General features: G+C 70.7%; 15 protein-coding genes and 2 pseudogenes. 10 read left to right on the top strand and 7 right to left on the bottom strand.

Annotated features, from left to right (window positions below; genetic code table 11):
- Positions 1–32 precede the first annotated feature (32 nt).
- Positions 33–461 (top strand): matrixin family metalloprotease, encoded by a 429-nt coding sequence (locus EES41_RS00810; RefSeq protein ID WP_164495675.1) that lies wholly within the window; start codon positions 33–35, stop codon positions 459–461.
- 2 nt (positions 462–463) lie between these two features.
- Positions 464–1,012: a hypothetical protein gene (locus tag EES41_RS00805; RefSeq protein ID WP_164495674.1), complete on the top strand. Its 549-nt coding sequence runs from the start codon at positions 464–466 to the stop codon at positions 1,010–1,012.
- Between the two features lie 369 nt (positions 1,013–1,381).
- Here EES41_RS00805 and EES41_RS00800 read toward each other — a convergent pair.
- Positions 1,382–2,217 (bottom strand): IS5 family transposase gene (locus EES41_RS00800; RefSeq protein WP_254211242.1). Its coding sequence is split into 2 segments (ribosomal slippage): positions 1,382–1,848 and positions 1,848–2,217, totalling 837 coding nucleotides; the frame shifts between segments, so codons are not numbered across the junction.
- Between the two features lie 391 nt (positions 2,218–2,608).
- On the opposite strand from EES41_RS00800, the gene EES41_RS00795 reads away from it, so the two are divergent.
- Together EES41_RS00795 and EES41_RS00790 are read left to right on the top strand one after the other, a co-directional pair.
- Positions 2,609–3,409, top strand: coding sequence for a maleylpyruvate isomerase family mycothiol-dependent enzyme (locus tag EES41_RS00795; RefSeq protein ID WP_123074729.1), 801 nt, complete (start codon positions 2,609–2,611; stop codon positions 3,407–3,409).
- Between the two features lie 497 nt (positions 3,410–3,906).
- Positions 3,907–4,239 carry a ribosomal protein L7/L12 gene (locus EES41_RS00790; RefSeq protein WP_302186141.1) on the top strand — a complete coding sequence of 111 codons (333 nt, stop codon included), beginning with the start codon at positions 3,907–3,909 and terminating at the stop codon, positions 4,237–4,239.
- 138 nt (positions 4,240–4,377) lie between these two features.
- On the opposite strand, the pseudogene EES41_RS00785 reads toward EES41_RS00790, so the two are convergent.
- A pseudogene (locus tag EES41_RS00785) lies at positions 4,378–4,949 on the bottom strand (DNA polymerase III subunit alpha); the annotation flags it as partial.
- A 153-nt stretch (positions 4,950–5,102) separates the two neighbouring features.
- Positions 5,103–6,542, bottom strand: a complete 1,440-nt coding sequence (locus EES41_RS00780; protein WP_123074727.1) for an amidohydrolase family protein — start codon at positions 6,540–6,542, stop codon at positions 5,103–5,105.
- A gap of 202 nt (positions 6,543–6,744) precedes the next feature.
- Between EES41_RS00780 and EES41_RS00775 the strand changes: the two genes are divergently transcribed.
- Both EES41_RS00775 and EES41_RS42585 read left to right on the top strand, forming a co-directional pair.
- The gene (locus tag EES41_RS00775; protein ID WP_123074725.1) at positions 6,745–7,440 is read left to right on the top strand and encodes an SDR family oxidoreductase; all 696 of its coding nucleotides are present in this window, start codon (positions 6,745–6,747) and stop codon (positions 7,438–7,440) included.
- A gap of 130 nt (positions 7,441–7,570) precedes the next feature.
- Positions 7,571–8,101, top strand: a pseudogene (locus EES41_RS42585) (sigma-70 family RNA polymerase sigma factor); the annotation flags it as partial.
- A gap of 78 nt (positions 8,102–8,179) precedes the next feature.
- On the opposite strand, the gene EES41_RS00765 reads toward EES41_RS42585, so the two are convergent.
- Both EES41_RS00765 and EES41_RS00760 read right to left on the bottom strand, forming a co-directional pair.
- Positions 8,180–11,305, bottom strand: coding sequence for a BTAD domain-containing putative transcriptional regulator (locus EES41_RS00765; protein ID WP_123074723.1), 3,126 nt, complete (start codon positions 11,303–11,305; stop codon positions 8,180–8,182).
- A gap of 165 nt (positions 11,306–11,470) precedes the next feature.
- Positions 11,471–12,397: a hypothetical protein gene (locus tag EES41_RS00760; RefSeq protein ID WP_123074721.1), complete on the bottom strand. Its 927-nt coding sequence runs from the start codon at positions 12,395–12,397 to the stop codon at positions 11,471–11,473.
- 317 nt (positions 12,398–12,714) lie between these two features.
- Here EES41_RS00760 and EES41_RS00755 point away from each other — a divergent pair, with 317 nt between their 5' ends.
- Positions 12,715–14,139 carry an FAD-binding oxidoreductase gene (locus EES41_RS00755; protein ID WP_123074719.1) on the top strand — a complete coding sequence of 475 codons (1,425 nt, stop codon included), beginning with the start codon at positions 12,715–12,717 and terminating at the stop codon, positions 14,137–14,139.
- Positions 14,140–14,155: 16 nt separating this feature from the next.
- On the opposite strand, the gene EES41_RS00750 is transcribed toward EES41_RS00755, so the two are convergent.
- Entirely contained in the window at positions 14,156–14,440 is a 285-nt protein-coding gene (locus tag EES41_RS00750; protein WP_123074717.1) for a hypothetical protein, read from the bottom strand.
- Between EES41_RS00750 and EES41_RS00745 the strand changes: the two genes are divergently transcribed.
- The gene (locus tag EES41_RS00745) at positions 14,439–15,134 is read left to right on the top strand and encodes a hypothetical protein (RefSeq protein ID WP_123074715.1); all 696 of its coding nucleotides are present in this window, start codon (positions 14,439–14,441) and stop codon (positions 15,132–15,134) included. The two genes, EES41_RS00750 and EES41_RS00745, sit on opposite strands and share 2 nt — an antisense overlap.
- A 354-nt stretch (positions 15,135–15,488) precedes the next feature.
- On the opposite strand, the gene EES41_RS00735 is transcribed toward EES41_RS00745, so the two are convergent.
- Positions 15,489–15,932, bottom strand: coding sequence for a nuclear transport factor 2 family protein (locus EES41_RS00735; protein ID WP_123074713.1), 444 nt, complete (start codon positions 15,930–15,932; stop codon positions 15,489–15,491).
- 417 nt (positions 15,933–16,349) lie between these two features.
- Here EES41_RS00735 and EES41_RS00730 point away from each other — a divergent pair, with 417 nt between their 5' ends.
- Both EES41_RS00730 and EES41_RS00725 read left to right on the top strand, forming a co-directional pair.
- Entirely contained in the window at positions 16,350–17,579 is a 1,230-nt protein-coding gene (locus EES41_RS00730; RefSeq protein ID WP_367995756.1) for a cell filamentation protein Fic, read from the top strand.
- A gap of 142 nt (positions 17,580–17,721) precedes the next feature.
- Complete coding sequence (locus EES41_RS00725) at positions 17,722–17,988, top strand: DUF2199 domain-containing protein (protein WP_123074709.1); 267 nt, start codon at positions 17,722–17,724, stop codon at positions 17,986–17,988.
- Positions 17,989–18,085: the final 97 nt, after the last annotated feature.

The raw sequence follows: 18,085 nt of genomic DNA, 5'->3' as shown, positions 1-18,085 counted from the left end.
GGGGTGAGTCGGAGTCGCGGTCGCGCAGCTCGGTGGATGACGGCGAGATCAGATGGACCGCGAACACGGCCTACGCGGACGCGTACAAGCACGCGCTCAAGGCGTGGCAGTACGGCGGCCACAAGATCAGATTGGCGCCGGATTCGGCGACCACGGTCAACGACCTGGAGTTCACGGACTACAACGACCCGAGCGACCACGCCGCCGCGAAGTGGAACTACCGGGGTGGCCCCGGCCAGACCGACTACATCCGCTTCAACACCGCGGCGATGAAGAACGCGAGCCAGACCAAGCGCCGGCAGATCGCGGCACACGAGCTGGGCCACGCCCTGGGGCTGTGCCACAAGTCGGATGCCGGCGGGCCGGGCTACGTGCGGTCGCTGATGTGGCCGACCGCCCACGAATACTTCGATCTCCCTCAGGACGTCGACCGAGCCAACTACTCCGAGCTGTGGGGCTGATCATGAACGTGAAGACGTGGGCGGCGGCCGGGACCGCGGCCGCCGTGTTCCTCGGCGGCGGCTGGTACGCCTGGGAGAGCGGCAGCGCCCCGCATACGGAGAGCCTGTGCGGGACGCCGTCGGGCGGTACGGACGCCGAGGTGGCGACCAGCGCGCAGGGCATCGCCGTGGTGGAGGCCGTCGGCGCAGCGGCACACGACCCGCGGGCCGTCGGCGCCGAGAACCCCGAGCTCGTCACCACGCCGGTACGGATCGTGGAGACGATGAAGGGAGACTTCGCCCCGAGTATCGGCGTGTCGCAGCGGGTTGAGCCCGGCGGGGCCCCCGGCTCCTTCCAGGTGGCCACCTCGAACCGAGAAGTGATCATGAAGCCGGGGGAGCGCTACGTGGTCGCGATCGGCCCCGGCGACCTGAAGGCCCGGCCGGGAACGACGACATTCGCCACCTTCATCCAGCCCGCACGCCGAGGCCCGGCCGGGGAGGCCGACTACTGGCGGAACGTGATCGCGACGGCCCCCCCGAAGCCCATCTGCGACGACACCGCCGGCTAGCGGAGGAGGACGGCAGGCGCGCGGCGAGAGATTCTGTTGGTCTTCATTCCCCACCCACTACTGGAGCTCATCTCGTTGTGGCGTCGGTCAGTACATCGTGCTGCCCGAGGCCACGGCACCGATCCCCTGGCGGTACCGAATCGAAGGATCGCATGCACCTCGGACAATCGAACGACCGCCCTGAGCGGTCCTGCCGCCGGGCTGCCGGGGGAGAGGGGGAACTAGGCCGCCGTCTCTTCCGCATCTTGCCTGGCCCGCAGCGCCTGGCACCGCGCCTGGCCGCGTTGTCGGAGCCCCCAAGTACGTGCAGGACGCGGCGCTCCTCCGTCTTGCCATGTACGGCGTCAGCCACCGAGGGCTTAAGAGGTCCTAACAAAGGCGTTGGACGTGGCGGTGGGTGATGAGGCAGGTGGCGAGACCGAGGAAGGCTTCGTGGATGTCGTCGCGTCGTTCCCATCGAATCCGTAGCCGGCGGAAGCCGTGGAACCATGCGATGGTCCGCTCCACGACCCACCGGTGGACTCCGAGGCCGGAACCGTGCGGGACGCCGCGGCGGGCGATCACCGGTTTGATGCCCAGCGCCCAGGCGAGACGGCGGTATTTGTCGTGGTCGTAGCCGCGGTCGCCGAGCAGGCTGTCGGGTCGTTTGCGTGGCCGTCCGACCAGGCCGGCGACCGAGGGGATCTTCTTCAGCAGGGGTATCAGCTGGGTGACGTCGTTGCGGTTGCCGCCAGTCAGAGAGACGGCGAGTGGGATGCCCTGGCCGTCGACGATGAGGTGGTGCTTGCTGCCCGGACGTGCTCTGTCGACCGGGCTCGGCCCACTTTTGGGCCCCGCCGAGCGGCCCTGACGTGGGAGGAGTCGATCACCGCCCGCGACCAGTCCAGCTTCTTCGCGACCCGCAGCTTCTTCAGCAGCACCACGTGCAGTTGATCCCAGACACCGGCGTCGTTCCACGCGGCCAGACGCCGCCAGCAGGTCATGCCTGATCCGAAGCCCAGCTCCTGCGGCAGGTACTCCCACTGGATCCCGGTATGCAGCACGAACAGGATCCCGCAGAGTGCCTGCCGGTCCGGCACCCGAGGGCGTCCCTCGACCTGCTTCGGCGCTGGCTCAGGCAGTAACGGCTCGATGAGCGACCACAGTTCATCCGACACGATCCACGGCCGCGGCTGACGTTTCCCCACGGCCAGACCAACGACCATCCGAACCGAAAGTCACATGATCAACAGCTTCTGTTAGGAACTCTAAGTGGCTGTCGTTGTTCCGAACTTGAGGAGTGCTGGTCGAACGGGAGTCACCTGAACTCCCGACCCGACCGGTCCTCCCCCGCCGTCGTGACCTCCGCGTCCATCACATCGAGCGGCAGCATGACCGCGCGCACCGGGTGGACGTCACGTCGCCGAGGTGCCCGGCCGCACGGCGAGGCCAGAGCACTCACAGGCACGACGCCTGGCGTACCCCCCACCAGCGTCCTCGCAGCAGTGCGCAGCTTGTGACCCGAGCGGTGGGAGGCGAGGACGTCCGCAATGGCCAACCGGCGGCGACTGTGAAAATCGCTGTCCGATCACCGGAGCAGGGTGATAGACATCCGGAGTGGAAAAGAATCTTGAGTTCCCTGACCTGTTGCGACTGATCGATGAACGGTCGACCGCCTTCCGTGCCGTGGTCGCCGCCGCGCCCGGTCTCGACGCGCAGGTGCCGACCTGCCCCGGGTGGACGCTGTTCGATCTGGTGAAGCACCTGGGTGGGGGAGACCGTTTCTGGGCCGCCATCGTCGGCGCGGGGTCTGCCGACGCTCCCCCGGCCGAGGCCGTCGCGGCGCGCGCCGCGCTGGAAGTGCCGCAGGAGCGTGAGGCCTTGCTGGCCTGGCTGGACGCGTCGACGCAGCTTCTGCTGGGCGCCCTGCGCGCGGCGGGACCGGAGAGCGGTTGCTGGACGTGGTGGCCCGCGTCGCAGTCACCGCAGACCGCCGGCGGCACCGCCCGGCACCGGGTCCAGGAGACCGCGGTGCACACCTACGACGCCCAGCTCGCCGGGGGCTCCCCGCAGCCGCTGCCGGTCGAGCTGGCACTCGACGGTGTGGAGGAGTTCCTGTTCACCGTCTGCGCAACGCCGAGTGCCTGGCCGCACAAGCCCACGGCCTTCGACTTCCACGCCGCCGAGGGCCGCTCCTGGCGCCTCACCGTCGACGGCGACGGCGCACGCATCACCCGCATCCCCGCGCCCACCGCCGCGACCGGCGAAGACTCGGACGCAGCCGGCGCCTCCGTCCACGGCACGGCCAGTGAGCTGGTCCTCTACCTGTACGACCGGATCCAGGCCGACTCCTTGCACGTTGACGGAGACGCAGGGCTGCTCGACCTGCTCCGCGCCTGGGAGCCGGAGGAGAAGTAGGACGTAAGCGGGGGCGGTTGGCCGCGCCTCGAGCCGGTAGGACACGACTCTTCGCCAGGTTCGTCAGTCGCGGCACCGGGCTCAAACCCGCGAGGCGGCCTTGGGGCGTCACCAAGCCGACCGTCTACCTGGATGGCAGTGCGAGTTTGTCCGTCCCAGCGATCACGAGAAGCGACGCGACTGCTGTCGTCCCGATCTCGTCGAGAAGTCAGTCGATCGGGTGACTGCGGCGGCTGCCGTGCATGAGAGCAGGGCCTCTTGGAAGCTCGAAGGGTGTCGAATCCAACGTGCGGTCCAGGAGGCCCTGTTGTCGCATTTCTACGGCAACGCGGGAGTGGGGTCCACTTCAGCCACTGGATGGGCAGCAACTGTTGTCTTCTCACACCGAGAAGTCGAATGGGAGTGCCAAAGCGTTAAGTACCTGTGGCAGAGCCACTCATGACATTCGGCAGTTGCGGTGATGGTTCACAGACGGTTGGAGTGTCCGGGGAGGGCGTGTGGAAGAGCCAGGGTTCCGTGTACTGCTGACAGGGGCAGGTGACCGGAAGGTGGAGGTGGTCCGTGCGATCCGGACGGTCACCGGCCTCAGTCTCTGGAACAGCAAACTTCTGCTCGACAGCGCGCCCGTAGTGGTCACAGGCCCCAACTGGCTCGACGTCGCAGATGAGGCGGCCAGGGTCCTTGAGGACGCGGGCGCCCGCGCGACAGTGTTGTGCGACTGGTGCGACCGCACCATCACGCGAGGGGCTGATCCCATGGACCCAGCCCCGTGCAAGGGGCCCTGGCCTGCCGAGGCCTGCCGGGCGAGTGGCCCACCGGCCTTGCCCTGAGCATCGGCCAGTTCAGGCAGCCTGAGTAAGGGCCGGTGTAGTGCTCAACGGGTGCAAGAGTCCCGTCTTCCGCTGGGTGATGGCGCGGTACTACTGCCCGAGAGCGCCGAGTCCCTGGCGCCGCTGACTGACCATGTCCGGAAGCGACCGGCGCCGCACCGAACCGTTCGAAGAGCAGGTCGTGGTCCAGCGGGTTCGCCGTCGCCACGAACAGGCTGGGTTGACCATTGACCCTGCGCCCGACCCTCGGGCCGCGACCCGGATGCCCATCGCGCGGACGTCCGCGACTACGTGGGCGACGGCCAGGAAGTATGCCTCGTATTCCAGCTTCCCGACCGCGCGCCGCGCCGGTCACCGTAGGGGCCGCGGGCGAGCATGCCGGCCTCGCACTGAGTCCTTCCCAGCCCGGACGGTGTCCGCCAGCAGCGCGGCCGCCCGGCCCGCCCCGGCGCCGGATGCCTCCGCGATCCGGTCCGCGGCGGCCGCCATGGTGGTGGGGTCCCTCAGCCGGCGTTCGCCGCAGTCGGCCGCAGCAGCCCGCCCGCATCCAGCACTTCAGCGATCCGGTGCTGCGCTGGATCCGCGTACCGGACCGCGTTCGTCAGAACCGTACGGACGCCGAGCTGGGCGGCGAGGCCGAGTGTGCGGGTGGCCGGCCGCAATGAACCCGGCCCCGTGCCGGGCACAGCCCAGAACTTCTCCGGCCGCATGCCCCGGCTGGGCCGACGCGCCAGCCAGTCGCATCAGCTGTCCGTCCACAGGAACGCCCGTAGATCAGTGCCGCTTCCCCCAGGGGTGCGGCGGCCGGCTGATGGCCGCGACTGTCGTCCGCTGCCCTCCCCGCGCGGGAGATCGCCCGCCGGTCACTGGCCGGCCGGCGGCTGCTCGGTGCCGAACCGGCTCTGCTCGATGGTCTTCGCGCGGGGAACCTCCGGGTTCATCCCCTTGTGCCATTCGCTCTCGCCGAGCCGGCCGCGCAGGTGCTCGACGGTGTTCTCGACGCGGTCGCGCACCGCCTGGAGGTCGATTCCCCGGAGCCGGTGGCGGTATTTGGCGACGTGGCCGTTGACCAGGACGGTGTGGACGTCGGATCGCTGCGCCTGGAGCACGACGTGCCCGTGCGGGTTCAGGAGCGGGAAGGAGACGGGGGAGTCGTCGTTCTTGAGCAGGACCAGGTCGGCCTTCTTGCCGACCTCGATGGTGCCCAGGTCGTGGGAGCGGCCGAGGGCGGCCGCGCCTCCGCGGGTCGCCCAGCTCAGCACGTCGTGGGCGCGCAGTGTCGTGTGGGTGACGCTCTCGCCCCGGGCATGACCTTCAGCGTGTTCGCGCGAGCGGTCGGCGGCCAGAGTGGCGCGCATCGCGGAGAAGAGGTCGGCGCTCCACCACACGCTGGTGTCCATCGACAGGGACACGGGGATGCCATGGGCGCGGGCGGCGTGGGTGGGAGGGTATCCCTGCCCTGCGTGCTGCTCGCTCTCGGCGGAGATCGACAGGTACCCGCCGGTGTCCGCGATGCGGCGGTAGGAGTCGTCGCCCAGGGACGAGCCGTGGACGTAGACGGTGCCCGGGCGCATGAATCCGTGCTGGTGGAGCATGGTCATGCTCCGGTCCAGGGCGGTGCCCCAGACCCCGGCGTGGGTGGTCACGGCGACGCCCAGGTCGCGGGCGGCCTCGAAGGCCGGCTTCTCGGGGAACGAGGGGTCGCCGCCCAGGTCGATGGCCAGTTGCAGGTCCAGCATGCCGTCGCGGGGGACGCGCTGGTCGAGGAAGGCACGGAAGGCTGGGTCGGTGGCCCACTCGGCGGCGGGCCGGTGGAGGTTGCCGTAGGCAAGGACGAAGCGCCCCGGCACCGCCTGGAGCGCGTCGACCGCGGCGTGGGCGTGGTCGGTGGTGGCCAGCCCGTGTGACCAGTCGACGGTCGTGGTCACCCCGGCGTCGAGGGCCTCGGCGGCGGCGAGCAGGTTGCCGGCGTGGATGTCCTGGGGCCGGAAGTGCTTGCCGTGGTCGATGAAGAACCACACGAAGTACTGGCTCAGGGTCCAGTCCGCGCCGTAGCCGCGCAGCGCGGTCTGCCACATGTGGCGGTGTGTGTCGATCATGCCGGGCATGACGATTCCGCCGGTGGCGTCGATGACGGCGCTGCCCGGCGGCACGGCGAGGTCGGGGCCGATCGCGGTGATGCGGTCACCCCTGACCAGGACGTCCGTGTTGGTGAGTACCCGGCGGGGGTCGTCCATCGGCAGCACCGTGCCGCCCCGCAGGAGTACCGGGCGCCCGTTGCCGAACGTGTCCGTGTCGGACATGTCGTCACCTCATTTTCGAAGTCGTCGAATCTGTGCCCGCCCTACGGACGCCGGGCGGGATCGGTTCGCGCACCGGCACATCACCGCCCGGCCCGGTCGTAGTCCCCGCCCCGGAACCGGTGGTGCCCCCGCCCCGTAGAGCGGATCGGGCACCGCCGGTGGGGTGCCCCCGGATTCACCACACGGATGAGGAGAGACGCGCATGGCGAACATCGTGATCATCGGCGGGACCAGCGGCATTGGAAGAGAGCTGGCCGGGCATCTCGCGGGGCAGGGCGACAGCGTGGTGCTGACCGGCAGGGATGCGGAGCGCGCGCGACAGGTGGCGCGGGAGGTGGGGAAGGGGCGCCACAACGTGCGGGGCATCGCGCTCGACCTCGCTGAGCCGCACGAGATCGCCCGGGCACTGTCGGGGATCGGCCCGGTCGACCACCTGGTGATCACGGCCGTGGAACGAGACGTGAACAGCGTGCGGGACTACTCGGTGGACCGGGCGGTGCGTCTGGCCACGCTCAAGGTGGTCGGATACACCGCCGCGGTCGCGGCCCTGCGTGAGGTGATGGCGCCGACCGGGTCGGTCGTCCTTTTCGGGGGCGTCGCGAAGGACGCGCCCTACCCCGGCTCCACGACCGTCACGGCGGTCAACGGCGCCGTGGTCTCCATGGTGCGGACCCTGTCGACGGAGCTCGCACCGGTGAGGGTCAATGCCGTGCACCCCGGGATCGTCAGCGACACGCCGTCGTGGAGCGGGCAGGCCGACGTTTTGGAGTCGGTCCGCTCCCGTACGCCCACCGGTCGGCTCGCCACCATGGCCGACATCGTCGGCGCCACGGTCTTCCTGATGCGCAACCCGGCCGTGAACCGAGTGAACCTGACCGTGGACGGCGGCATGGTGTAACCCGTCGGACCCGTCGGACCCGCCGACCCCGGCGGATCCTGCCTGTCCGGAGGCTGCGACAGTCTCCGGACAGGCAGGGAAAGCGTGCTGTAAGCGGCCGGCAAGCGCCGCGGCGAACGCTGGCCGGGTGATGACCACTTCGCCCACACCGGCCGCCCCACCCACACCAGCCGTGTCACCCGCAGCGGCTCGACGAACCGAAGCCGACGACGAGCGTTTCGTCCGCGCCGTGTACGACAAGCACGCCGCCATGCTCCGGCACGTCGCCGCCCGCTCGCTGGGCGGCGACGTTCACCGCGCCGAGGACATCGTCCAGGAGGCGATCCTCCGCGCCTGGCACCACGCCCCGCTCCTGGATCGGGCCGGAGAGGGCATCCGCGGCTGGCTCGTCACCGTCGTCCGCAACCTCGTCATCGACAGCCACCGGGCCCGCCGGGCCCGCCCGTGCGAAAGTGGCGACCTCGACGTCGTGGAGCCTGCCTCACCGGGCCACGAGGACCGCGCGGCCGACCGCCTCGTGGTCCGCGAGGCCCTGGGGGACCTCAGTGAACCGCACCGCGAGATCCTGCTGTACACGCGCTACCTCGACAAGTCGGTCGCCGAGACCGCCCGGGCCCTGGGCATAGCCCCCGGCACCGTGAAGTCCCGCACCCACGCCGCGCTGCGCGCCCTCGAAGGCGCCCTGCTCAGACGCGGACACGGTCCGGCCGGCCGGGCGCCGGCCGGGCGCCGGAGCCCGTCAGCAGAAGGCCGCCCGCACCGACGGCGAGCGGGTGAGACGCTCGTGCAGTGCGTAGCGCCGTCCCGGATCGGTGCCGCCCCACTCGGTGGCCTCGGCCAGCAGCAGCCCGACCGCGTCCCGGGCCAGCGGCTCGATGATCGCGGCGGCCTCGCGGCGCCCATCGGCGAGCCGCTCACCGTCAGCCGGCCCGCCCTCGCCGCAGACCGTGAGGGCGAGGGACGCCACGGCCCGGCGGTGGCGCGGGGCGGCTTCCGCGCTCGCCACCTCCCTGAGGGCCTCTGTGGCCTCGGTGAACCGGGAGCGGGCGGCGAGGACCACCGCGCGCAGGTTCGCCCCCGCGTAGACGAGGTCGTAGGAGATGACCTCGGCGGCGATCCGCTCCACCTCGGCGATGCGCCGGTCGGCGCGGTCGTAGTCCCCCTCCCCGATGTCCAGGTAGGCCAGCCGCAGCGCGCGGTAGGCCCAGCGCGAGCGGGCGTCCATGGTCCGCAGGATCTCGCTCGCCTCGCTCCACAGGCTGCGGGCCTCCTCCCGTCGGCCGGCGCTCTCCTTCGCGTCGCCGCGGGCGGTGAGACAGATCGCGAGCGCGAAGGGGTCGTCGGCGGCGCGGGCCGCCTCGATGCCGCGCAGCGCGTGCTCGCCCGCCGCGTCCGGGTCCCCGTTGTGAAGGCAGTACGTCGACCAGTTGTACTGCAGGACGGCCCGGTCCCACTGGAACGCGGTGTCGGCGACGCCGGCCTCGGCCCGCGCGAACAGGTCGCCGCGGTCCTCGTCGGCGGTGAGCCGCGCGTACAACGCCTCATAGACCGGGCCGATCACCGCCACGTCCGGGTTGCGGGCCCGCCGCCAGGCGGCCCGGTAGCGCTCCTCGTAGCCGAGCGCGCTCTCGTGCCGCCCGGCGACGTGGTTGAGCCAGGCGAGCCACGCGAACGTGTAGGTGAGCGCCCACTCCTCCTGCGGGCCGGCCCGGCGCGCGGGATCCGAGGTGCCCGGTTCGCTGTCGTAGGCCTCCAGGGTCCGGGCGAGCCGGTCGATGCCCTCCTCCTCACGTCCCGAGACGTACCAGAAGTAGCCGAGGGAGGATTCGAGGAACAGGGCTTCGGCTGCCCGGCCCTGCCGGACCAGCAGTTCGGAGCCGGCCCTGAGGTTGGCCGTCTCCTCGGTGATGTGCAGGCAGTGGGCGGTCTGTTCCCGTGAATGGAGGGCGGCGCAGTGCTCGGCGGCGAAGTCCAGAGCCCAGGAGACGAAGCGCTCCTCGGCCTGCTGCAGACGGCCTTCGGTCCGCAGGCGGGCAAGGGCGTACTCGCGCACCGTCTCCAGCATCTGGAAACGGGTGCCGTGCGTGCCGGACACGGTGAACAGCATCGACTTGTCCACCAGTTGGGTCAGAATCGGCAGCAGACCGCCGCCGTGGCCGCCGTTGGGCGTCCCGGTCGTCTCCGGGCCGAGCGTCCCGGTCCGCTCGGCGTCGTCGAGCGCGGTTCCGCCTACCCGCAGGGCGAGTTCGCTCAGGACCTCCTGCTCGGGGCCGCCGAGCAGCGCGTAACTCCAGTCGAGGACCGCCCGCAGCGTGCGGTGCCGGGCGGGCGCCGTGCGCTCTCCCTTCACCAGGAGGGCGAAGCGGTCATCCAGCCTGCGGTCGATCTCCGCCACGGAGAGCATCCGGACGTGGGCGGCGGCGAGTTCGACGGCGAGCGGGAGACCGTCGAGACGACGGCACAGGGTCAGGACGTCCTGGCGCACGCCCGGCCCCGCCGCGAACGAAGGGTTGATCTTGGCTGCGCGCAGGGTGAACAGTTCACCGGCCTCCTCGGCGGTCATCGGCTCCACCGTGAAGTGGGCCTCGTACGCGATGCCCAGCGGCTCCCTGCTGGTGGCGACGACGGTGAGCCGCGGGCAGGCGTCGAGAAGCGCGCTGACCAGGGGCGCGACCGCATCCAGGACGTGCTCGCAGTTGTCGAAGGCCACGATCGCCGTGCGGTTCTCCAATGAGGACACGACGCGCCGCAGGAAGTCCTGGGGACGCTGGCCGGTGGCCACCGACGCGTCCGACAGGCCGAGCGTGGTGGCCAGGGCCGCGAGGACGCCGTCCTGACCGGTGACGGCCAGGTCGATCCACCAGAGGACCTCCAAGGGGGAGTCCGGCCGGGAGAGGGCCTCCAGCGCGAGCCGGGTCTTGCCGACCCCGCCGGGACCCAGCAGCGTCACCAGGCGCTCGCGGGTGATCGTCTCCCGTAGAGCCCGCAGGGCGCCGCGCCGGCCGACGTACGGCCCCAGGGAACGACTCAGGTTGCCCTCCGGCTTCCCGGAGCCGGGGAGCGCGGAGGCCGGCCGGTGCTCCGCCCCGTCGCTTCGGACGATCCCGGAGCCCATCAGGGCGGGGTCGTGTTCGAGGATCGCGCTCTGCAGGGCGCGCAACTCGGGTGAGGGCGCCAGGCCGAGCTCGGCGTCCAGGAGCACGCGGCCGCGGTGGAAAAGGTCGAGTGCTTCGGCATGCCGGCCGCTGCGGTAGAGGGCCAGCATCAGCTGGCCGCGCAGCTTCTCCCGGAAGGGATGATCCGCCAGCAGGGCGGTGAGTTCGGATATCAGCTCCTGGGCCCGGCCCCGTTCGAGTCCCACATGGGCTGCGTCCTCCAGGGCGGTGAGCCGCAGTTCCTCCAGCCGGCGGCGCTCGCCCTCGAACACCATGCCGGTCAGGTCCTCCAGCGCCCGCCCCCGCCACAGGTCCAGGCCGCTTCGGAGGGTCTCCTCGGCGTCCTCGTAGGCTCCGGCCCGTAGGTGTTCCCGGCCCCGGCGGACGCTGGTTTCGAAGACGGTGACATCGATGTGGTCCCTGTCGTCCAGGCCGAGTTGGTATCCGCCGGCCAGCATCACCAGACGGCCCGGCTCGCCCCGTTCGGCGAACGCGGTGCGCAGCTTGGTCATCTGCACCTGGAGCGCGTTGACGGGGTTCCTGGCCTCGCGCTCGCTCCACAGTTCGTCGATGAGGACATCGCGTTGGACGGGGCGCCCGCCGGCCAGGGTGAGGCGGGCGACGATCGCCCTGGCGAGAGAACCGGGGAGGGCGATGGGGGATCCGTCGGAGGCAGTCACGTCGAGGCGTCCGAGCAGGCGAAAGTGCATACGTGAGTATCCCGTGACAGGAGGGGTGAGCCAGCCACGCCCGCACCGGCTCTTGCGTGGTGGTGGGTGGGGCCGGTGCGTGGAACACCGGCCCTGCGGGCTCAAAACGGTCTGCCGGTCCGGGGCGGACGGGCGAGTCGCCGCCCGTCCGCCCCGGGAGTTGCGTCAGCCGAGGAAGCGGATGGACTTCACGGCCGGGAACCCGACGGCGGCCAGGTCGCGCACATCACCCTGGACGAGGAGGGACTTGCCAGTGCAGTTCGGGCCGTCCCAGATCTTGGCCGCGCCGGCTATTTGGAGCGAGCCGGAGAAGCGGACCGGCTTGCAGTCCGGGCCGGTGACCCCCTCGGCCGGGTCGGCGAAGTTCGCCGAGTCGAAGAACGTGGCGTTCCTCGCGGGCGCCGCCGGCGCAGTCGTGGAGGTGACAGGGGGCGTGCCGGCTCCGTCAGGCCGGCCGGCCTTCTTTCCGTCCGGCGTCACCCCGAACCACGTGCCGCCCACGCCCTGCCCGTTGGTGTCGCCGGGCTTGGTGTCCTTGCTGAACAGGTAGACGGGCCAGCCGCCGATCGTCACCTGCAAGGCGCCGTCGCGCGGGATGAAACCGATGGCCGACTTCTGGATCCCGTCGATGAACACCTTTCCTCCCTTGGCGACCAGGTACGGCGGCCAGGTGTCGGCGCAGGCACCGGAGCAGTTGGACTTCGACGGGTTCGCCGTGTCCTTGTCGAAGCGGTACAGCGTGAACCCGGCCCCGTTGAGCACCACGGGGTCGAGCGCACCGGCCTTGCCGGAGGACAGCTGCACCCACGCGCGGGCCACCGGCTTCTTCGCGGCCGCGGCCACGGCGGGGGCCGCGGCCGGCGCGAGGTCGCCGCTGTTCGGGTCGGCGCCGTTCTGGCGGGCGGTGCCGCTCAGGAGGGACAGGCCCGCAGCGCCGGCTGCGGCGGCGCTCGGGGAGGCCGCCGCCCCGGCGTCCTCGCTTGCGCTGGCGGCGGCCCCGCTGCTGCCGTCGGTCCCCTCGCAGGCGGAGAGCAGGAGGATTGCGGCGGCCGAGAGGGCAGCGAGCGAAGTGGCACGAGCGGTACGGAACATCAGAACTCCTGTTGACGGTGGTCCGGTTGGCCGCCCCGGCTCGTCCGGGGCGGTGACACCCCTGCTACGGACCGCACCCCGGAAAGGTTCTGACGCCCTGCCACCCGGGGCACACCGGCCCGGAAGGAGCGGACCGCGGGGCTACCCAGGGAAGCGAGCCACCACGGGAGTCCGTCAGCGTGCGGACAGTGCCGGGAAAGCGCCGGGACAGCAACCGGCTCTTCGATGGTCCCAGGGCAGGCCGCAGCGCGACGACACCGTCATCGCGGCCCGTCCACCTCCACCGGTCACCTCGCCAACGAAGGACGGCACAGCACATGAGCCAGGAATCCACGCACACCCTGATCCAGCAGGCCATCGAAGAGCTGGAGCAGCTCAAAGCGAACGTCTCGGGGAGGGTCTGCACCCCCGGCGACCCCCACTACGCCCGGGAAGTCTCCGCGTTCAACCTGCGCTCGCAGATCCGCCCCGCGTTCGTGGTCGCCGCCGAGACGCCCGAAGACGTGCAGATCGCGGTCCGGTTCGCCGCCGCCCACGGGCTCGCGGTGGGCGTCCTTTCGACCGGGCACCACGCCTTCCCGCCGCAGACGAGCCACGGAGCCGTCCTGGTCACCACCCGCACCATGCGGACCGTGCGGATCGACGCGGCAACGGCGAGCGCCCGCGTCGGGGCCGGGGCGCTGTGGAGCGACGTGGTCGGCCCGGCCCAGCGCTACGGACTGGCCCCGCTGAACGGCTCCAGCGCCGGTGTGGGTGTCGTCGGATACACGCTCGGCGGCGGCCTCAGCCCTGTCCTGGGCCGCGCCTACGGCTGGGCCGCCGACCACGTCCGCGCCATCGACGTCGTCACGGCCGACGGTGAACTGCGGCACGTCACCGCGCAGTCGGACCCCGCCCTGTTCTGGGGACTGCGCGGAGGCGGCAGCAACCTGGGCATCGTGACGTCCCTGGAGCTCGACCTGTTCCCGGTCACCACCTTCTACGGCGGCGGGATCTTCCACCCGGCGGAGCACGCCGAGTCCGTGCTGCACGCCTATCGGCAGGTCGTGGAGAACGCTCCGGACGAGCTGACGGTGTCGGTCGCCCTGCTGAACTTCCCGCCGATCCCAGAGGTCCCGGAGCTGCTGCGCGGCCGGTTCACCGTTCACGTCCGGGTGGCCTACCTCGGCTCGGACGCCGAGGCGGAGGAGCTCATCGCACCACTGCGCGCGGTCGGCGCCCCGCTGGCGGACACGGTCGGCCGGCGCGGCTACGACACGTTCGCCGAGGTGCACCAGGACCCGACGGAGCCGGCGCCGTACGAGGACCGCAGCGTGCTGCTGACGGAGCTGACCCCCGAGGCGGTCGCGGCCGTGCTGGAACGGGTCGGACCGGCCTCCGGCAGTGCGGTCACCGTGCTGGAGATCCGGCACCTGGCCGGTGCCCTGAGCCGGGAAGCACGCCTGCCCAGCGCCGCAGGCGCTCGGGACGCCGCCTTCCTGGTGTGGGGAGCGACGGTGGGTCCGCCGGAGGTGGTCGACGCCGGAACCGAGGACATGAACACGCTGCTCAAGGACCTCACGCCCTGGTCCACCGGGCGCCTGTACCAGAACTTCACGTCCCGGGAAGCCGTCGCTTCCGACGTGTTCGCCCCGGACGTCCTGGCCCGCCTGCAGCGCATCAAGCAGCAGTACGACCCGCGGAACGTCTTCCGTGCCCACAACCACAACATCGCGCCGACATCGGGCCCCGCCGCGCGCTGACCTCCGACACGGCGGCTCACCGGGACAGCCCGGCGGTGTGCTCAGGGTGTGCGGCGGTGACGTAGCGCATGGCGACGCCGTCGCTCAGACCGAACAGCCACATGAGGTGGAGGGGCCGGCGCTCCGGAACATGCCGGCGGCGGTGGCGTTCGGTGGGCCAGCCGGCGGCCAGCTGGAGGCCGCGGCAGACCGAGGTTCCTGGTGCACCGGGCCCTCGCTTCGATGAGATCCTCACTCCCGTGGCCTGGACCTCATCGCGCAGCTGGATTCCGCATTCGCGAAGGGCGATCATCGACTTCATGGACCATCCCGTACCTCTCAGCAGTTTCGGACTGCGGTTCGCCGTGCCGCAGCGCCCTCCCGCGATGGAGCAGTGGGCTGAGGTGCGTCCGCTGGCCGACGGCCGGGACCTGCTGGCGGAAATCCACCCGGACGGCACGTCAAGCTGCTCAAGCCGGCATTTGCTCGGCCCCGTCGGGGGATGGCCCTTCGCGGCCTTGGACGAACCGCGCCGGGTCGAGCTGTCCAACAACGACTGCGTCACCAGCTGCTGCGGGGGCATCTTCGTCACCATCCGACGCCAGGGCGACCGCGTGCTCTGGGCGTCCTGGGAGAACACGGATGACAACCGGGATCCCCTTCCCGCCGACCTGCACTTCGACGCGGCCCAGTACGACGCCGAACTGGCCAGGGCAGGCTCGGATGTCAGCTGGGAGGGACCCGTGGACACCGCCGCCCGGCTGCTGGCCCAGGAACTCGCCGACCACACGGGCCCGGAGTCCGGAGACCACGCGGTGCTCTCCATCACACCCGAGCGCACGGATCCCCCACGTGTGACGGTCCGCATGCGCCGCCGCGATGCTCCATGGACACCTGGAGAGGATCTGGTCCACGAACTGCTCTTGACCGATCGGGAACCCGTCCAAGAACTCGTCCAGCGGCTCGTCCTCAGGCTCACGGCCCAGGACCACGGCGACCCGTCCGGTCCGCGGTGAGTGCCCTGTTGCCGACCTCCTGCATCTACTGAGCTCTTCGGGTTTTCGTCGGGAAGTAACTGCACCTGGCCGTCGAGCGGGGCCAGAAGCCCATTTCGATCGTGGTCACGGCAGGGCAGCGCGGGGACTCCCCGCAGTTCGAAGCCGTGCTGGAGAGGGTCCGCGTGCCCCGCATCGGGCCTGGCCGACCACCGTGAGCGTGACGCGGTCGAGTGCGGGACCAACCGCCTCAAGAGGCACCGTGCTGTCGCCACGCGCTTCGACAAGCCGGCGGTCCGCTACGAGGCGATCGTCCTCGTCGCGACCATCAACGAGTGTCTGTGCGCAGCGTCTTCGCGAATGGCCGGTGGTCTTTCACTGATCCTTCGCTTCGAATGCCTGGGCGACGGCCAGGCTGTCCTCGTAGACGTGGTGCCGGGTGACAAGGCCGTCTGTGACGGTGAGATGCAGAGCGAACCGCGCCTTGTAGGCACGTCCGGTGGGCCGGGCGGTCTGACGAATCTCGCCCAGCACGACCGCGTCGCTTCCGTCGACAAGGATGCGCTCGACCTCGGTCGCCACATGCTCCGGCACGTGGTACTCGGCAAGCTCGCGATAGTGGGCGGCCGCGTCAGCCCGGGTGGACCGGTGACGGATCCAGGGCGTGGCAGTACGGCCGTGCTCGGCCTCCGGCCAGTCGAGCTTCCAGTCACCCTGCTCGGCATACAGCTCGGCGATGCGCTCGGGGTTGCCCTCGCCAATTCTGCGCAGCAACTCCTCAACCACAGTGCGTGTGTTCGTAGGTGCGGCTATGGACATGGCTGACCTCTCCGTCCTGGTCCGCGTCCTCCGACGCGGAGAGATCACCAACCCTGCCAGCATGGGCACGTCGAGACAATTGCCTCGGACGCAAGGCGAGCGGATCGCCAAGATTCACTTTCGATACACGCCCCAATTGGCGGATGAACGCTTGAGATGGCGGGGGAGGCCTTGCGTCAGTGGTGGCGACAAGGGCCCCGTCGCGCTCCCTGAGCGGGAAAACCACTTTGGGGCGCCGGGTGGGCCTGGCAGGCTTGCGCGGTGATCGTTGAGATGGCCCCTCGCTTCCTGACCTGGGACGACGTGGACCCCACCCGTCAAGCCTTCGACGGCGCGTCCGTGGCGCAGACGGTGCGCTCACTCGGCCCGGCCGGATGTGTGCCTGTCCGCCCGGATGTCCCTTCCGGGGACCCCGCGATGAGCACCTGGAGTCGTGACGAGGCCCAGTCCTGGGCCGATGCCATGTCGTACGCCCTCGTCCAGCAGTACGGGCGTTGGACCATCGGGTGGCGCTGGTCGCACGACGAGGGGGATTTCGACGGCGGACCGGTAGGGAACTGGTGCTGTCCGCGGGACTCGATCACGACGTCGGAAGAGACACTGGCCCGTGTCGAGGCGGCCCTGCGTGAGTGGCGCGAGTGGCTGGAGTGCCTCGCCGGCTGGTTCGAGGCGTACCCCCTGGACCTGACCGACATCGAGGATCAGCGGATCTTGTGGGAGCGCGCGGCGAGGAATCTGATCCTGCAGGTCGTCGACCGCACCGGGTGCGGCAGCGGCTGGCACGGCCACTGCCGCCAAGTGCTCACCTGGTTCCTCGATCGCTGGGGAGTCGCGCCCGAGGTGGCCCGGGGCCTGGTCGACGAGGCGATCGGTGGACGGTTCCACAGCTGGACCGGTCCTGACACGGTGGTGGTCGACGACGTAGCGGAGCAGCTTGCGCTCTCTCTGCAGCCGGCCGACGGCCGTACCCGCTCAGACGCGCCGGCTCAAGACCACTTGCGGCGCTGGCTCGCCGTACGCGAATCGGTGCCGTGGCACGAGATCCCGGACAGCGGCGTGGACGGACCGGTGGTGCCCCTTCGCGACGGCGTGGCGGAGGACATCCGGGCCTTCGACGGCGCCATCGACCCTGCCCGAGCCAAAGGCCTGCTCAGCGCCCTGGAACTGCTCCGAGCCGACGCGGCGCGCGGAGCACGGCTCGACTTCGCACTGCTCAGCACCTGGCAGCAGCACGTCCTGGGCACCACGCAGCCGCCGCGGTTCCGCAACTCGCCCGCCTTCGCCAAGGGGAGCAGGGAGCACTACGGCATCGGACCGGACACGCGTGCCCGCCTCGACACGTGCCTGGCCGAGAGCGCACCCGACACCGGCCGACCTCTCGGCCTGACCGCCCGCGCCGCCCGCGCCTCTCTCGACGTCTGCTTCTTCCACCCCTTCGACGACGGCAACGCCCGCTCCGCCTTCCTCGCCCTCGTCTTCATCCTCGCCCGCGAGGGCATCGCACTCGACGCAGTCGGCCTCCTGCGCCGCGTCACCTTCCAGGCCGACGATCCCCAGGACCCGCTGATCTTCGTCCGCTACCTCAACATCCATCTCACGGAGACCCGGCGCCGTGCCGCCGACTCGATCGGCTCGGCATCAAGGTGAGCGCCTCAGCCGGCCCCACAGCGTTCGAGTCGGCCTGTGAGCGTGTGGGGTGCCCCGCCTGAGCTCTGGGCCCTGCGCAGCAAGGCAGACCAGCAGGTGGGTGCCGACCGGCTGCACCGAAGTCGATCACTAGGCTCCCGCCATGACCAGTGATCTCGGATTCACCTGCTCGTGCTGCGGCGCCCACCATCCTGAGCTGCCCATGAACTACACGGCCGAGGCCCCATTCGTCTGGGATCCGACCTTCGCCGACGCCGACGACTGCCTGCTCTCGTCAGACCAGTGCGTGATCCAGGCGGAGCACTACCATCCTCTCGCCGTTGAACAGCGCACGGGGATCACCCCGGACCGCGTGCGGGATATCACCGCGGCAGTGCTGCACCCCTCCCGAGGCAAGAGGCAGCAGTGACGGGGGACGCACGAGTGCCGCTGACCCCTCGGCGCCAGAAGAAGGCCTGAGCCGCCGAGGCCGATACTCGTCGAGCTGAGCACCTACGTGGCTCCAC

The organism is Streptomyces sp. ADI95-16 (assembly GCF_003721495.1).
GTDB lineage: Bacteria > Actinomycetota > Actinomycetes > Streptomycetales > Streptomycetaceae > Streptomyces > Streptomyces goshikiensis.
The sequence above is the reverse complement of the archived record's forward strand: the minus strand, read 5'-3'. Positions and strand labels throughout refer to the sequence as shown.

Excerpts from the sequence above, each read along its gene's own strand:
- EES41_RS00745 (WP_123074715.1), top strand. The coding sequence starts at position 14,439 with ATGGACCATCCCGTACCTCTCAGCAGTTTCGGACTGCGGTTCGCCGTG.
- EES41_RS00755 (WP_123074719.1), top strand. The coding sequence starts at position 12,715 with ATGAGCCAGGAATCCACGCACACCCTGATCCAGCAGGCCATCGAAGAG.
- EES41_RS00780 (WP_123074727.1), bottom strand. The coding sequence starts at position 6,542 with ATGTCCGACACGGACACGTTCGGCAACGGGCGCCCGGTACTCCTGCGG.
- EES41_RS00730 (WP_367995756.1), top strand. The coding sequence starts at position 16,350 with ATGAGCACCTGGAGTCGTGACGAGGCCCAGTCCTGGGCCGATGCCATG.
- EES41_RS00760 (WP_123074721.1), bottom strand. The coding sequence starts at position 12,397 with ATGTTCCGTACCGCTCGTGCCACTTCGCTCGCTGCCCTCTCGGCCGCC.
- EES41_RS00805 (WP_164495674.1), top strand. The coding sequence starts at position 464 with ATGAACGTGAAGACGTGGGCGGCGGCCGGGACCGCGGCCGCCGTGTTC.
- EES41_RS00735 (WP_123074713.1), bottom strand. The coding sequence starts at position 15,932 with ATGTCCATAGCCGCACCTACGAACACACGCACTGTGGTTGAGGAGTTG.
- EES41_RS00765 (WP_123074723.1), bottom strand. The coding sequence starts at position 11,305 with ATGCACTTTCGCCTGCTCGGACGCCTCGACGTGACTGCCTCCGACGGA.
- EES41_RS00750 (WP_123074717.1), bottom strand. The coding sequence starts at position 14,440 with ATGAAGTCGATGATCGCCCTTCGCGAATGCGGAATCCAGCTGCGCGAT.
- EES41_RS00775 (WP_123074725.1), top strand. The coding sequence starts at position 6,745 with ATGGCGAACATCGTGATCATCGGCGGGACCAGCGGCATTGGAAGAGAG.
- EES41_RS00725 (WP_123074709.1), top strand. The coding sequence starts at position 17,722 with ATGACCAGTGATCTCGGATTCACCTGCTCGTGCTGCGGCGCCCACCAT.